General features: G+C 71.5%; 14 protein-coding genes. 4 read left to right on the top strand and 10 right to left on the bottom strand.

Annotation, left to right across the window (positions count from 1 at the left end; genetic code table 11):
- Positions 1 to 3: 3 nt before the first annotated feature.
- From QF035_RS48325 to QF035_RS48360, 8 genes are all read right to left on the bottom strand, one after another.
- Positions 4 to 1,857, bottom strand: coding sequence for an NADH-quinone oxidoreductase subunit 5 family protein (locus QF035_RS48325; protein ID WP_307528694.1), 1,854 nt, complete (start codon positions 1,855 to 1,857; stop codon positions 4 to 6).
- A complete protein-coding gene (locus QF035_RS48330; protein ID WP_189838816.1) occupies positions 1,854 to 2,159 on the bottom strand; it encodes an NADH-quinone oxidoreductase subunit K in 306 nt (101 codons plus the stop codon). Before QF035_RS48330 ends, QF035_RS48325 begins: the two co-directional genes overlap by 4 nt.
- The gene (locus tag QF035_RS48335) at positions 2,156 to 2,716 is read right to left on the bottom strand and encodes an NADH-quinone oxidoreductase subunit J (RefSeq protein WP_307528697.1); all 561 of its coding nucleotides are present in this window, start codon (positions 2,714 to 2,716) and stop codon (positions 2,156 to 2,158) included. Before QF035_RS48335 ends, QF035_RS48330 begins: the two co-directional genes overlap by 4 nt.
- A gap of 32 nt (positions 2,717 to 2,748) precedes the next feature.
- Entirely contained in the window at positions 2,749 to 3,693 is a 945-nt protein-coding gene (locus tag QF035_RS48340) for an NADH-quinone oxidoreductase subunit H (protein WP_307528699.1), read from the bottom strand.
- Entirely contained in the window at positions 3,686 to 4,975 is a 1,290-nt protein-coding gene (locus QF035_RS48345; RefSeq protein ID WP_307528700.1) for a hypothetical protein, read from the bottom strand. The genes QF035_RS48340 and QF035_RS48345 overlap by 8 nt, the downstream gene beginning before the upstream one ends.
- A complete protein-coding gene (locus QF035_RS48350) occupies positions 4,966 to 5,322 on the bottom strand; it encodes an NADH-quinone oxidoreductase subunit A (RefSeq protein ID WP_307528701.1) in 357 nt (118 codons plus the stop codon). The genes QF035_RS48345 and QF035_RS48350 overlap by 10 nt, the downstream gene beginning before the upstream one ends.
- A 96-nt stretch (positions 5,323 to 5,418) precedes the next feature.
- Positions 5,419 to 7,677, bottom strand: coding sequence for a heavy metal translocating P-type ATPase (locus QF035_RS48355; RefSeq protein WP_307528703.1), 2,259 nt, complete (start codon positions 7,675 to 7,677; stop codon positions 5,419 to 5,421).
- A 77-nt stretch (positions 7,678 to 7,754) separates the two neighbouring features.
- The gene (locus QF035_RS48360; protein WP_307528706.1) at positions 7,755 to 8,045 is read right to left on the bottom strand and encodes a heavy-metal-associated domain-containing protein; all 291 of its coding nucleotides are present in this window, start codon (positions 8,043 to 8,045) and stop codon (positions 7,755 to 7,757) included.
- Between the two features lie 197 nt (positions 8,046 to 8,242).
- On the opposite strand from QF035_RS48360, the gene QF035_RS48365 reads away from it, so the two are divergent.
- Positions 8,243 to 9,241 carry a hypothetical protein gene (locus QF035_RS48365; RefSeq protein WP_307528708.1) on the top strand — a complete coding sequence of 333 codons (999 nt, stop codon included), beginning with the start codon at positions 8,243 to 8,245 and terminating at the stop codon, positions 9,239 to 9,241.
- 112 nt (positions 9,242 to 9,353) lie between these two features.
- On the top strand, positions 9,354 to 10,073 hold the full coding sequence (locus QF035_RS48370; protein ID WP_307528709.1) for a DUF5134 domain-containing protein: 720 nt from the start codon (positions 9,354 to 9,356) through the stop codon (positions 10,071 to 10,073).
- A gap of 38 nt (positions 10,074 to 10,111) precedes the next feature.
- Here QF035_RS48370 and QF035_RS48375 read toward each other — a convergent pair whose 3' ends face one another.
- Positions 10,112 to 11,224, bottom strand: a complete 1,113-nt coding sequence (locus QF035_RS48375) for a sensor histidine kinase (protein WP_307531932.1) — start codon at positions 11,222 to 11,224, stop codon at positions 10,112 to 10,114.
- A 44-nt stretch (positions 11,225 to 11,268) separates the two neighbouring features.
- A complete protein-coding gene (locus QF035_RS48380) occupies positions 11,269 to 11,934 on the bottom strand; it encodes a response regulator (protein WP_307528711.1) in 666 nt (221 codons plus the stop codon).
- A 332-nt stretch (positions 11,935 to 12,266) separates the two neighbouring features.
- Here QF035_RS48380 and QF035_RS48385 point away from each other — a divergent pair, with 332 nt between their 5' ends.
- Both QF035_RS48385 and QF035_RS48390 read left to right on the top strand, forming a co-directional pair.
- Positions 12,267 to 13,367, top strand: a complete 1,101-nt coding sequence (locus tag QF035_RS48385) for a DUF418 domain-containing protein (protein ID WP_307528713.1) — start codon at positions 12,267 to 12,269, stop codon at positions 13,365 to 13,367.
- A 224-nt stretch (positions 13,368 to 13,591) separates the two neighbouring features.
- Complete coding sequence (locus tag QF035_RS48390; RefSeq protein ID WP_307528715.1) at positions 13,592 to 14,020, top strand: DUF6153 family protein; 429 nt, start codon at positions 13,592 to 13,594, stop codon at positions 14,018 to 14,020.
- Positions 14,021 to 14,040: the final 20 nt, after the last annotated feature.

Genomic DNA, 14,040 nt, shown 5'->3' on the forward strand with positions numbered 1-14,040 from the left:
GGATCACCTCACGAGGACGAGGACGACGGCGAGGACGGTGAAGGCGGCGACCGCCTGGGCGAGGTACTGGTGCAGTTGTCCGGTCTGCGGGCGGCGGGCCCAGCGGCCGAGGGCACGGGTTCCGGCGGCGACCGCGCCGACCGTGCCGTCGACGGAACGTTCCACGACGTCGTCCGTCCAGCGGGCGAGCCGGACGGCAGCCGAGGCCGAGCCGTCGACGGCACGGTCCAGCACCTTGTCGTCGAACGCCGCGGCGGCGCGCGCCAGTCGCATCGTGGGCGCGACCAGCAGGACATGGGCCGCGCGTTCGAGGCCCAGCCAGTCGGCGAACCCCGACTTCACCCGTGCGGCCAAGGGCAGCGGGCGCGCGCCCCAGCCCCAGGCGACCGCGGCGGCCAGGAGAGCCAGACCGGCGGAGAGCGCGAACTCCCAGACATGCGGGGAGGGTTGACCCGACGCGGCGAGGACACGGTCCACGCTGTCGAGCATCGGAGGGAAGGCCGGCGCCACCAACGCCACGCACGCGAAGGCCAGCAGGACGAGAGGCCCCACGGCACCGGCCGGGATGCGGCCGGCGTCGGGGCGCGCCACCGCCGGACGCCACACGAACCACAACGCCTTGGCGCTGTAGACCGCCGACAGGAGGGCCCCGGCGAGCCCGGCCGCGTACAGCCAGGGACTGCGCTCCAGGGCACCGGCCAGCAGTACGTCCTTGGCGGCCCAGAGCGAGAGCGGCGGGAGTCCGGCCAGGGAGAGCGCGGCCACGGTGAAGGCCGTGCCGACCGTACGGTGATGGCGGGCCGCGCCGAGCAGCGCGGGCAGTTGTTGGGTGCCCAGCGCGGTCAGCCAGGCGCCCGCCGCGAGAAACAGCAGACTCTTCGCCGCCGCGTGAGCGACGAGCTGAAGCGTGCCGCCGGTCGTGGCGCCCGCCCCGGCCGCCAGGACCATGAAGCCGATCTGCGCACAACTCGACGCGGCCAGCAGCTGTTTGAGGTCGGTCTGCGCGACCGCGACCAGCCCGAGAAGGACGGCCGTGGCCGCACCCGTCCACACGACCACGTCGTCGCCCCAGCCGGAGGCGTCGAGCAGCGGTCCGGTCCGCAGCAGCAGGTACGCGCCCGCGACGACCATCGTCGCCGAGTGCAGCAGGGCCGAGACCGGACTCGGGCCCCGCATCGCCTTCGACAGCCAGAAACTGAAGGGGAGTTGGGCCGACTTGCCGAGGGCGGCGACGACCACGCCCGCGGTGATGAACGACAGCCACGGCTCCTCGGCCCGTGCGAGGCCGTCGAGCGAGAGTGACGAGTTCCGGCCGCTGCCGCTCGCGAGTGCCGCGCCCGCCGCCAGATAGAGGCCGAGGTCCGCGGTGCGGGTGGTGAGGAACGCGGTGTCGGCCGCACTCGTACGCTCCGGATCCCGCCACCAGTAGCCGATCAGCGCCCAAGAGGTGGCGCCCATGACCTCCCATCCCATCAGCAGGACCGGGAGAGTGGCGGCGGTGACCGTGACGAGCATGCTCCCGGCGAACAGCAGCATCAGCCCGAAGAACCGCGCCCGCGCCTCTCCAGAGCCGAACTCCGTAGCGCTGAAGAGGAGTACGACGAGGGTGACCGCGGTGACCGTGACCGCCAGCAGCCCCGAGAGGCCGTCCACCGTGAGTCGCATCGGCAGACCGTCGAGGAACGGTGCTCGCGCGCTCGGGTGCCGGAACGCCGTGGTGACGGCGAGCCCCAGCGCGGCGGCCGCGACCGCGAGCGCAATGCCCGGTGCCGCACGATCGGCCCGCCGCCCCACCGCAAGGAGCAGCACACCGGCGCCGAGGGGCAGGGCGACCAGCGCCCACAGCAGAGCGCTCACTCCTTCAACTCCGCGGCCATGTCGGTCATGTCGATCTCCCGCGACCGGAACAGGGCGGTGACGACGGCGAACCCGATCGCCATCTCCAGGGCCATCGCCGTGACCGCCACAACGATCAGGACCTGCCCCTCGGCCGCCGCCGGAGCGATGTAGTGCCACGCGGCCGCGGCGGCCAGGATGACCCCGCCGAGCATCAGCTCAAGACCCATCATCAGCATCACGATGGACTGCTGGGTGAGGGCACCGAACAGGCCGACGCTGAACAGCGCGGCGGCCAGCAGCAGAAACAGTTCCAGACTCATCGGCCGACACCACCCCGTACGGGGTCGTCCGCGCGCCGGGCCCGCAGATCGTCTCCGAACCGGTCGTACCGTCCCCGGCGGGTGGCCAGCACCACGGTGGCGACGATCGTCGCGAACAGGGCCATGCCCAGGGTCATCATGGTGAGCATCTGCGGGCCCATGAGGGACATGCCGAGGTCCATGGTCGGATCGGCGGGTGCCTTCCCCCGGCGGGCGGGCCAGGGCGCGAGCAGGATCCCGGCGGCCAGCAGCGCGAACACCAGGCCGCAGACGACGGCCGCGCCCTTCTTGTTGTGGATCATCGTCATCGGCATGAGCCCGGCCGGGTTCATCATGTACATCACCATGAAGACCGCCATGATGGCCATCTCGATCGTCATCATCAGCACGATGACGATGCCCAGGTAGTCCAGTCCCAGCAGGACGACCAGCCCGCCCACGCACAGCAGCGAAGCGAGCAGGGAGAACGTCGCCCGCGCCATGGAGTCGAAGCGGAACACCATCACTCCGCAGACCACCGCGAGGACGGCCAGTACCCAGAAGACCGCGACATCCATCGCCGTACGTCACCTCGCTTCCGTCAGGGAACTCACCGGTTCAGCACCACCACGGCCACGACCAGCGCCTGCACGATCGCCAGCGGGGTCAACACGACCCAGGCCAGCTCCAGATAGCGCTCAATGCGCACGGTCGGAATCGCGCGCCGGACCCCCACCAGGAAGGCCAGGACGGTGGCGGTCTTGAGTACGGTCCAGGCCCAGCCCGGCAGCAGCGGTCCGTGCCCGCCGCCCAGGAAGAGCGGCACACTGAACGCCGCGGCCACGACCAGCAACAGCCAGCGGCCGCCCAGGAACAGCACCCGGTCCGCGCCCGACAGCTCGCCGCCCGCGCCGCCCGCCACGTCACGACCGGCGGGCTGGTCGAACGGCCCCCAGAACGCCATCGCCATGGCACTCAGCAGATAGATCACGAAGGCCACCGGCATCCACACCACGAACCACAACCCGGCCTGGGCGTCCACGACTTCACCGACCCGGAGCGACTCGGCGCCCAGCGCGGCCGTGGTGATGGCCAGCATGTGCGGCAGCTCGTACGCCAGCCCCTGTGCGAGGAAGCGGTAGCCGCCGATGAGCGAGAGCGTCGAGTTCGGTCCCCAGCCCGCCAGCCAGACCGCCGCCCACGCCAGCGCCTCCATCGCGTTGAACCAGACGATCCCTTCCGGCAGATCGCTCACCGACCGGAAACCGAGCGGCAGTACGACCGCGGCCAGGACGGCGGCGACAGGAAGGAGACCGGCTCCGATGCGGGCCAGGGGCAGGTCCGACGCCCGGGTCCGACGAGGCTGCTGGACGAGATGCCGGAGGACCTGGCGACCGGGCTCCGCCGCGCGGACCGCCGTCTCTCGCAGCGATCCGGGCCGTCCGCGCCGGGCCCCGGCCGCGAGCACGGCGTCGAACCCGGCTGTCACCAGGGCCGCCCCGACCAGCAGAGCGGGCAGCACGAACACCGCCCACAGCGGAGTGCGCTCACCCATGGCTGTGGACCGTCCTGGGCGCCGGCACGTGAGTCGGCTCGTCGAGGTCCGGGTCCAGGCTCGCGACGATGATCCGCGCGCAGGCGAACTCCGTTCCTACGAGCAGCCGGGGCAGACTGTCCAGCAGCGCCCTCGACGGAGGCACCGGCGTGTCGAGCCGCCCGCGAGGTCCGACGACCTCGGCGGGGTCCAGCGCCTCGGTGACATCGCAGACCGCCGCACTCCGACCCACCGCGTCGAGCCACACGCGCATGCGGCTGTACGCGTCCCCGTCCGCGACCAGGGCCGGTCCTGTCACCCCACGCTGACGCGCCTGCTCGGCGGTCAGCGTTCCGAGCCCTGTCGTCAGCCACCGCAGCGTCCGCGAGCGCTCGGCCCGACGGATCAACGGGCGTACGAGGGAGGCGAGTTCGACGGCAGCGGCTCCGGCGAGGGCGCGATCCCGTACGTGTCGGGTGCGCGCGGCCATGTCGTCCCAACCGGCCACGGCGAAGAGCCTGCCCAGGCTGTCCAGGTGGGCCGCGCACAGCCGTCGCGCCGCGTCGCCCCGCGAGACGTGCTCGCCGCCGGCCGCGCGCAGCCACGGTTCGTCCCAGAAGGGCGGACGCGGGGACGGGGGAGTGGCCACCGGTTCGACGGTGACCTCCTGAACGATGTCGCCCTGGAGGGCCAGGCGCAGGATGAGCCCCGCGGGCCAGTCGGCGAGTACGGGTCCCAGGGGCACGTGCAGCACGTCGAGCCGCAGACCGTCGCGGTCATCGGCCCGGTCCGCCATAGGTAGTCCCTCGATAAGGCCCATGTCGTGGCCTGCGTGACCGTGATGCCCACCGTGCATGTCGTGCCCGCTGTGGTCCGAATGTGCAGCGGTGCCATCGTTCTGTTGGTGCTCGTGGTGCTCGTGGTGCTCGTGGTGCTCGTGGTGCTCGTGGTGAGCGTCGGGGGCGTGATCGGTCCCGTGTTCTCCGCGCACAAGGTCCGCCAGCCCGCTGGCCAGAGCGTCGGCGGCCCGCTCGGGATCAGTGACCCACACCCGGGCCTTGGGCGCCGGAATGCCGCGCCACAGACCAGCGAGCCAGTCGCTCTCCTCTCCCTCGCCCTGGCCTTCACGATCGCCGACGACGACGAGCAGATCGGCCTCCGCCGGTCCGCTCGCACACGGCCAGCCGCGAAGCGCCAACTCCGCTTCCACTGCGAGCCGTTGCCGCGTGGCGCCGGGGGAGACCGCGAGAAGGACGCCCGGCCGCGCCACGGCCGCCCGCACGAGTGCGCGTCTCAGCTCCACCGGAACGCCCCCTCGCGCCAGGCATACGCGACGCCCGCGAGCAGGATTCCCAGGAAGAGGAACATCTCGACGACCGCACTCGTGCCGACGGCCGAGACGACCTTCGTCCACGGATACATGAAGAGCATCTCCATGTCGAAGGCGAGGAAGACCATCGTGACGGGGTACCAGCGCACGTGGAACCGGGAGAGCGGGTGTTCCTGAGGTTCGAGGCCCCCGCTGAACGGGCCGGTGTGCACGGGCTCCCGGACCGCCCGCAGTACGACGGACAGGGCATGGAGGAGTACGACGGCCGCGACGATCAGTACGAGGAGTACGAGTACCGGTTGCCAGTCCGATGTCGCCACATGGGCTCCTTCCCGACGATCGCTCTCGGACGGTCACCACGGCAGGCAGCATGTCAGCAGCCAGGGGTGTAAGGAACGCACGACACCTGCCTCCGGTCAGTTCGCCGCGCGGAACGAGCGCAGCCGCAGGGAGTTGCCGACGACGAACACCGAGGAGAAGGCCATGGCCGCTCCGGCGATCATCGGATTGAGCAGACCGGCCGCGGCGAGCGGCAGGGCGGCCACGTTGTAGGCGAAGGCCCAGAAGAGGTTGGACCGGATGGTGCCGAGGGTGCGACGGGCGAGCCGGATGGCGTCGGCCGCGGCGCGCAGATCTCCCCGCACGAGCGTCAGGTCGCCGGCCTCGATCGCGGCGTCCGTGCCGGTGCCCATGGCCAGGCCCAGGTCGGCCTGGGCGAGGGCGGCCGCGTCGTTGACGCCGTCGCCGACCATCGCGACCGAACGGCCCTCGTTCTGAAGCCGCTTGACGACGTCGACCTTGTCCTGCGGCAGCACCTCCGCGATGACGTCCTCGGGCGCGATGCCGACCTCGCGGGCGACCGACTCGGCCACGGCCCGGTTGTCGCCGGTCAGCAGGATCGGCGTCAGGCCGAGCGCGCGCAGTCGTGTGATCGCCTCAGCGCTGGTCTCCTTCACGGCGTCGGCGATTTCGAGGACCGCCCGTGCCTCGCCGTCCCAGGCGATCGCGATGGCGGTGCGTCCCGCCGCCTCCGCCTCGGCCTTGGCCCGCGTCAGCTCCTCGGGCAGTTCCATGGCCCAGTCGGCGAGCAGCCGCTCACGGCCCACGAGAACGGCGTGGCCGTCGACGATGCCCTGCACACCGAGACCGGGTACGTTCGCGAAGTCCTCGGGGGTGGGCAGCGAACCCAGCTTCTCAAGCGCCCCGTCGGCGACCGCGCGGGCGATCGGGTGCTCGGAGGAGTGCTCCAACGCGCCTGCCAGGCGCAGGACTTCGGCCTCGTCGGTGCTGTCGGCGGTGTGCACGGCCAGCAGGGTCATACGGCCGGTGGTGACGGTGCCGGTCTTGTCGAGCACGATGGTGTCGACCTTGCGGGTGGACTCCAGGACCTCCGGGCCCTTGATGAGAATGCCGAGCTGGGCGCCGCGGCCGGTACCGACCATGAGCGCGGTCGGGGTGGCCAGACCGAGGGCGCACGGGCAGGCGATGATCAGTACGGCGACCGCGGCGGTGAAGGCGGCCGTCAGCCCGGACCCGTTGCCCAGCCAGAAACCGAGGGTGCCCAGCGCGAGCGCGATGACGACCGGCACGAACACGGCGGAGATGCGGTCCGCGAGGCGTTGCGCGGCGGCTTTCCCGTTCTGCGCGTCCTCCACCAGCCGGGCCATCCGGGCGAGTTGGGTGTCGGCGCCGACCCGGGTGGCCTCGACGACCAGCCGTCCGCCCGCGTTGATCGTGGCTCCGGTGACCGGGTCGCCCGTGGAGACCTCCACCGGCACGGACTCACCGGTGAGCATCGAGGCGTCAACTGCCGAGGAGCCCTCGACGACCGTCCCGTCCGTGGCGATCTTCTCGCCCGGGCGCACGAGGAAGCGGTCGCCGGCCTTCAACTCGGCGGTCGGGACCGTCTGTTCGCGGCCGTCGGGACGCAGCAGGGTGACGTCCTTCGCGCCCAGCTCCAGCAGTGCCTTGAGCGCCGCGCCCGCCTTCCGCTTGGAGCGGGCCTCGAAGTACCGGCCGGCCAGGATGAATGCGGTCACGCCCGCGGCCGCCTCCAGATAGATGTTCCCGGCGCCGTCGCCCCGGGCGATCGTCAGCTCGAAGGGGTGCGTCATGCCGGGCGTGCCCGCGGTGCCGAGGAACAAGGCCCACAGCGACCACAGGAACGCGGCCGAGGTGCCCACCGAGATCAGCGTGTCCATGGTGGCCGCGCCGTGCCGCGCGTTGGTGAACGCGGCCCTGTGGAACGGCCAGGCGGCGTACGTCACGACCGGCGCCGCAAGCGTCAGGGACAGCCACTGCCAGTACTCGAACTGCAGGGCCGGGATCATGGCCATCGCGACGACGGGAACGGCCAGCACCACCGCGGTGATCAACCGCTCGCGCAGCGGCCGCAGTTCGTCGTCGGCGCCCGCCGTTTCGTCGTCACCCTCGGGCTCACTGCGTACGGGCGCCGGCTCGTGCGCGGTGTACCCGGTCTTCTCGACGGTGGCTATCAGATCCTGGACGGAGACGTCACCGTCGTAGGCGACCTTGGCCTTCTCGGTGGCGTAGTTGACGGTGGCGGTGACTCCGTCCATGCGGTTGAGCTTCTTCTCGATACGCGCCGCGCATGAGGCGCAGGTCATGCCGCCGATGGCGAGCTCTACCTCGGCGCCGGTCGTCGTGGTGGTCATGGCTGCTCCTCGTACGGGGTGGGTGGCCGGGACCCGGCGATGCGCGGACCCCGGCCGGTGCGGGGGAGTGCCCGGGGTCAGACCCGGCCGGTCAGCTCGTAGCCGGCGTCGTCGACGACCTCGGCGATCAGCGTGTCGTCCGGCTCGGCGGCGCCGACGACCGTGACGCGACCGGTGTCGAGGTCGACGTCGACCCCGGTCACGCCGTCCAGCTCGCCGATGACCTTGGTGAGCGTGGCCTTGCAGTGGCCGCACGTCATGCCGGAGACGGCGTAGGTCGTGGTGACGGTGACGGCCTCGGTGGCCGTCGCGCGGTCGGTGGTGGCGGTCGAGCAGGAGCCGTCGGTGGAGCAGCAGGACGAGGACATGGGTTCCTCCTGGTGAGTACAGCCGGTCGGTCATCGATACGGGGTGGGGGTATTCGTGTCGAGAACCTGTATACCCCTGTAGGGTATCTGACGCAAGCGGTGCGGTCGCCTTGACTTTATACCCCCTAGGGGTATGTTGAAGTGCATGGAGGGGCCTCGCCTCCCAGTCATCGGCCCCCGTCCCTCAGGAGATGGCCATGCATACCGGAGTGAAGATCACCGCGTTCGCCGCCGCACTCGCCGCGACCTTCGGCACGGCCTACGGCGTGGGCCAGGGCATCGACCCCGTCGTCGCGGACCGCGAGCCCGCGAGTCACGACACCCACGCCGAACCGTCACCGGAGCCGGAAGGGGGCGGGGGTCACGCGGAGCACGAATCGGCGCAGAAGGGCCAGTCGCTCCCGGCCGGCGGACTGCAGATCTCCGAGAACGGCTACACGCTCGACCTGAAGACCTCCCGGATCGAAGCCCGGCAGCGCGCCGACCTGCGCTTCACCATCCAGGACGAGAAGGGTCGCGCGGTGACCTCGTACAAGCGCGAACACGAGAAGGAACTCCACCTCATCGTGGCCTCGCGCGACCTGGTCACCTATCGCCATCTGCACCCCACCCGGGCCGCCGACGGCACCTGGAGCATCCCCGTCGAGCTGCCCCGGGCGGGCGGGTACCGGGTCTTCGCCGACTTCACCCCGGCGAAGCAGGGGGCCGAGAACCTCACTCTCGGCGCCGACCTCGCGGCCGCAGGCCCGTACGAGCCGAAGGGGCTGCCGGCGGCGAGCACGACGGCCAAGGTCGACGGGTACGAGGTCAAGCTGGCGGGCGGTCTGCGACCGGGCGCGGCGGGCGAGGTGGAGCTGAACGTCTCCCGCGGCGGAAAGCCCGTCACCGACCTTCAGCCCTATCTCGGCGCCTACGGCCACCTGGTCGCCCTGCGCTCCGGCGACCTCGCGTACCTCCACGTCCACCCCAACGGCGAACCCGGCGACGGGAAGACCAAGTCCGGCCCCGGCATCTCGTTCACGGCCACCGTGCCGAGCCCGGGCGCGTACCGCCTCTTCCTCGACTTCAAGCACCAAGGCGTGGTCAGGACCGCCGCGTTCACCGTTCACGCGGGTGAGACGTCGGGCGGAAACGGCGATCACAGTGAGGCCGCAGAAGAGGCCACCGAGGGGACCTCGGACGGGCACGGGCACTGAAGAGGACCCTCCGTTCTGAGTCGGATCGTCGAACGCCACGTACTGAGCGGGTACGTAGGGTCGGCGATCGGTGAGCCGGAGAACGGGCCCGGCTCCCCCGAAGGGTGGCGTCATGACGGGACCGCTTCTGGGCTGGATGTTGGTGGTGTTGGGCGTCGGCGTGGCCGGCGGCAACCTGCTTCGTATGGCTCTCGTCAGAGGCTGGGCCCGGTTCGAAGCGGCGGCCGAGGCCGTGATGGGCGGAGGAATGGCCGTGATGGCCGCGCCGCCGACGGCGGCCCACTACGGCACGTACAGCACCTGGTGGGCCGCGGTGTTCGCCGCCTTCTGCCTGGGAGGCGTGGCACTGTCCGTACGGCATGCCGTATGGGGCGGCCTGCGGTATCTGCGTCATGGCGGCCACGTCGTGATCGGCAGTGCCGCCATGGTGCTCATGACGCTGGCCATGTCCGGAACGACGTCCTCACCCGCTCTCGCGCTGGCCGGTTCCTCCGGGCACGGAGGGATGGCGGGCATGGCCGGTATGGAGAGCGTGGGCGCCCACGGTCACGGCGGTCTGGCCGAGGCGGCCGGCTCCTCTGGAGGCGTGCTCGCCTGGCGTGTGGCCTTCTGGGCGTTGGCCGCGTACTTCGTGATCTTCATGGCTCTGGCCGTCCGCGCCCGCCTGCGCGGCAGGGACGGGTCGCGGCCGGCCGTGGCCGCCGGTACGCGGGCCCGCCACCGTCACGCCCGACGGCGTCCCTCGCTGCTCACCGTGCCGAACGCGCGCCTGGCCGGTCATGTCGGAATGGGCGGCTCGATGGCGACGATGCTTCTGATGATGGCCGCCTGAGGACGGCCACTGATAGTTGTCTGAAGACGGCCCTGACGTCATGGCGTGTCCTGGACCGGGAGGCGCAACCGGAGTTCGTATCCGCCGTCGGCCGTGGGGCCGGACGTGACGGTGCCGCCGAGGAGTTCGGCCCGCTGGCGCAGGCCGACGAGGCCGTGGTGGGCGCCGGGCAGGGGGAGCGCGGGGCGGGTGGGGGAGGCGTTGGTGACGGTGGCGTGGACGGTGTCGTCCGCGTGGTGGACGTGGATGGTGGCGGTGGCCCCGGGGGCGTGCTTGCGTACGTTGGTCAGTGCTTCCTGGACGGTGCGGTAGACGGCGCGCTGGACGGACGGTGAGAGGTTGTCGGGCAGGTCCGTGCGCAGCGCGGCCTCGATGCCGCTGGTGTCGACGAGCCGCTGGAGGTCTGCCAGGGACGGCTGGGGAGTCAGTTCCGTGGGACGGCTTCCGGAGGCGCGCAGCACGCCGACCATGTGCCGCAGTTCGTCCAGGGTCTGCACGCTGAGCCGCCGGATCGTGGCCGCGGCCTCTCTCGCTTCCGGGTCCCGGGTGGCGACCTGGAGCACTCCGGCGCGTACGGCGATCAGGCTGACCTGATGGGAGACCACGTCGTGCATCTCCCGTGCGAGCTGCGCGCGTTCCTTCGCGAGTACGCCCTGGGCCAGCAGCCGGCGTTCGTGCTCCCGCGCCTCGGATATCTCGGACAGCCGCAGGGACAGCTCGCGTCCGGTCTGGACGAGCTGGCCGAGGAAGACGGGAGCGGCCGCCGTCGCCAGGCTGTAGGTGACGGTGACCAGGTCGGAGGAGTCCGACAGGTCGGAGAACTCGGGTGACGGCCACGACCACCAGGTGAGGTCACTCGCCGAGCATGCCAGCGCGCAGAGGGCCAGCAGCACGCGACGACGGCTGAGGGAGGCGAGGGTGTAGAGCGCGATCAGAGTGGCGAGTACCGCGTCGCTGACCAAGGTGGCCGGCAGGGCGAGCAGGAAGGTCAACAGCGGCAGACGGCGCCGGAGTACGAGAGAGAAGGCGGCGAGCAGCGCGCAGGCCATGCGCAGCGGCTCTTCGCTGTCGTAGTGGATCCAGACGTCCATCAGGCAGACGGCGACGAGCATGGCGTCCATGAGCGGGGCGGGCACGGGGCGGTGCCTCATCCGCGCTTCCGGTCCCGTGAGTCCCGCGAGTCCCGTGAGGGGCTTCATCCGTCCTCCGGGTCCCGCGGTGGCCTGAGCAGACCCGCGCGTTCGGCGAGCAGGGCCGCCTGGACGCGGCTGCCCACCTCCAACTTGGCGAGGACGGCGCTCACATGGTCCTTGACCGTGCCGATGCTCAGATGCATCCGTGTGCCGATACCGGTGTTGGACAGTCCTTCGGCGATGAGGACGAGAACGGCACGCTCGCGTTCGGTCAGCCGGGCCACGCAACGGGCGGCCTCCTCGTGGGGACCGTTGTCCAGATACCCGTCGACCACGGTGCGGGTGACCCGGGACGACAGGACGACCCCGCCGTCGGCCAAACTGCGTACCAGCAGCGGCAGTTGCACGGGATCGGTGTCCTTGAGCAGGAACCCGGCCGCCCCCGAGCGCAGTGCCGTCGCCACGTACTCGTCCATGTCGAACGTCGTGAGCATGGCCACCGTGGGCGGCTGCGGCAGCCGGCGCAGCTCGGCCAGGACGGTGAGCCCGTCCACGTCCGGCATCCGGATGTCGAGCAGCACGACGTCGGGACGCAGCTCCCGTGCCGAGTGGACGGCCTGGCCGCCGGGGACCGCCGCCACGACCTCGAGGCCGTCCGCGGAGTCGAGGATGTGCCTAAAGCCCGTACGGATCAGAGCCTCGTCGTCGACCACCAGTACCCGGATCACCTGCGCTCCCCTCGCCCCGGGGCCGCCAATGGACTCCTACGACGCCCAGGAGCCTCCTCCGGTTCCGTCGCGTCGGCGCTCGCCGGGAGACGGGGGCGGCTCCGGCCGGTCGGCGGGGCAACTCCGGCCACCTGCCGGATGGGTCGGAGCCCGCACGCACCCGATCCTGAAGCACATGACACACGACGCGCCATCGGTCTCAACGGCTCTGTCCCCGGCGCCTGCCTCGGAACAAGGCAGCACTCCCACCACCGCCCCCATCACCGCTCCGCGCGCCGTCGACGGGGCGGCTGACAGGCATCGACCTGGCCCGCGGACTCGCGGTCTTCGGCATGTACGCGGCCCATGTCGGCCCGGACCCTTCGGTGGGCGGGCCGCTGGGCTTCGTCCTTGAGCTGGCGCGCGGGCGTTCCTCCGCGCTCTTCGCCCTGCTCGCCGGTTTCTCGCTCGTCCTCATCACCGGCCGCCCGCACCCCCGCACCGGTCGGGCCGGACGGCAGGCCGTGGGCAGGATCCTCATCCGCTCCGTGGTCCTGGTCGTGCTGGGCTTCGCCCTGACCGCGCTGGACACCGACGTCGACGTGATCCTCGCGTTCTACGGACTGACCTTCCTCGTCGTGCTCCCGCTGTACCGGCTGCGGGTCCGGACGCTCGCGGCAGTCGGCGCCGCGTGCGCGTTGGTCATGCCCCAACTCCTCCACGTGGTCCGCCAGTCGATCGACAACGGGGACTGGGCCGACACCGTCGTCCGCTGGGACCCGCTGGCGCGGATCAGCGACACGGACGGTCTCGTGGAGCTGCTGTTCACCGGTGAGTACCCGGTGCTCACCTGGATGCCGTTCATGATCGTCGGCATGGTGGTGGCCCGGCTCGACCTCGGCCGGGTCAAGGTCCGCGCCCGACTCGCCCTGGCCGGCGGCGGGTCGGCCGTCCTCGGTTACGGCGGTTCCTGGCTCGCCCTGCGCCTCGTCCCGCACGCGCACGCCACCGTCGCGGCGGCCACGGACGGAGACTCGGCGGCCTCGGCCTGGTGGTCCGACACCGTCGGCTACCTCACGGACGGCACCCCGGCCGCCTGGCTGCTGGTGGCCGCGCCGCACAGTCAGACAACCTTCTCCATCCTCGGCAACACGGGCGTCGCGCTCCTCGTGGTGGCCGCGTGCGTCGCCGTCACGGCCCGGATGCCCCGCGTCACGCGCCTGGCCACGCCCGTCGCCGCGGTCGGCATGATCTCCCTGACCGCCTACGTCCTGCACATCCTCGCCATCTACGTGGTCGGCATGGAGGACGAGACCGTCCCGGCCCTGGTCGCACTGCTCGCCTTCATCGCGACCGCCATGCTGCTGGCGGCCGCCTGGACACGACGGTTCCGCCGAGGCCCTCTGGAGTACCTGCTCCACGCCACCACAGGCGTCACCCGCCACATCAAGTGACGCCCGGATCGGCGCGGATGCCCGTGCCCCCCGTGCCGCCCGGCCCGACCGGGCGGCATGGGCACGGGTGCTCAGGGCCTTGCGGAGGGCGGAGACCTCCTCGTCCGTCACCCGGTGCTCCCGGTGAGTTGGCCGGACATCGGACCCCGCGGCACGGTGCAATACCCTGGGTAGGTATCATCCCCTCGTATCCACTCCGGTGGCACCTGAGACGCAAGGGATCCATGGCCAGTGTCCGCGACGAGGCGGTGAACCGCCTCGGACAGCTCGTTCGACCGCGATCGACGTCGCGGTTCGCCGGGCTGCTCGTGAGCGCGCTGCTCCTCGGCCTGGTCGGTATGCACGGCCTGGGGCCGCTTCCCATGGGCTCGGGTCACGACCCGATGCCGGTGGCCGCGCCCATGAGCGTGGTGGCGTCGATGCCGGGCGCGTGCGATCACGGCGAAGGTGGCTGCACGGGCCACGCCCAGCACGCGGATCCGACGTGCGCGTCCGCGTCGGTCGCCGGTTCGCCCGCGATGGTGCCGGTGCTGCTGCCCGACGTGGCCGCCTGCGCCGGAGTGCCACGGGCCGGTACCGCTTCGACCGGCAGTGGCCCCGACGGCGGCCGGGCGCCGCCCTCACTCTCCGAACTCCAACTCCTGCGGATCTAGAGCGGCCCGCGAGGCGTCGC

The organism is Streptomyces umbrinus (assembly GCF_030817415.1).
Taxonomy (GTDB): Bacteria; Actinomycetota; Actinomycetes; order Streptomycetales; family Streptomycetaceae; genus Streptomyces; species Streptomyces umbrinus_A.

Bases quoted from the DNA above. Each gene is read 5' to 3' on its own strand.
- QF035_RS48330 (WP_189838816.1), bottom strand. From the start codon at position 2,159: ATGAGTCTGGAACTGTTTCTGCTGCTGGCCGCCGCGCTGTTCAGCGTC.
- QF035_RS48335 (WP_307528697.1), bottom strand. From the start codon at position 2,716: ATGGATGTCGCGGTCTTCTGGGTACTGGCCGTCCTCGCGGTGGTCTGC.
- QF035_RS48340 (WP_307528699.1), bottom strand. From the start codon at position 3,693: ATGGGTGAGCGCACTCCGCTGTGGGCGGTGTTCGTGCTGCCCGCTCTG.
- QF035_RS48355 (WP_307528703.1), bottom strand. From the start codon at position 7,677: ATGACCACCACGACGACCGGCGCCGAGGTAGAGCTCGCCATCGGCGGC.
- QF035_RS48360 (WP_307528706.1), bottom strand. From the start codon at position 8,045: ATGTCCTCGTCCTGCTGCTCCACCGACGGCTCCTGCTCGACCGCCACC.
- QF035_RS48365 (WP_307528708.1), top strand. From the start codon at position 8,243: ATGCATACCGGAGTGAAGATCACCGCGTTCGCCGCCGCACTCGCCGCG.
- QF035_RS48370 (WP_307528709.1), top strand. From the start codon at position 9,354: ATGACGGGACCGCTTCTGGGCTGGATGTTGGTGGTGTTGGGCGTCGGC.
- QF035_RS48375 (WP_307531932.1), bottom strand. From the start codon at position 11,224: ATGAGGCACCGCCCCGTGCCCGCCCCGCTCATGGACGCCATGCTCGTC.
- QF035_RS48385 (WP_307528713.1), top strand. From the start codon at position 12,267: ATGTACGCGGCCCATGTCGGCCCGGACCCTTCGGTGGGCGGGCCGCTG.
- QF035_RS48390 (WP_307528715.1), top strand. From the start codon at position 13,592: ATGGCCAGTGTCCGCGACGAGGCGGTGAACCGCCTCGGACAGCTCGTT.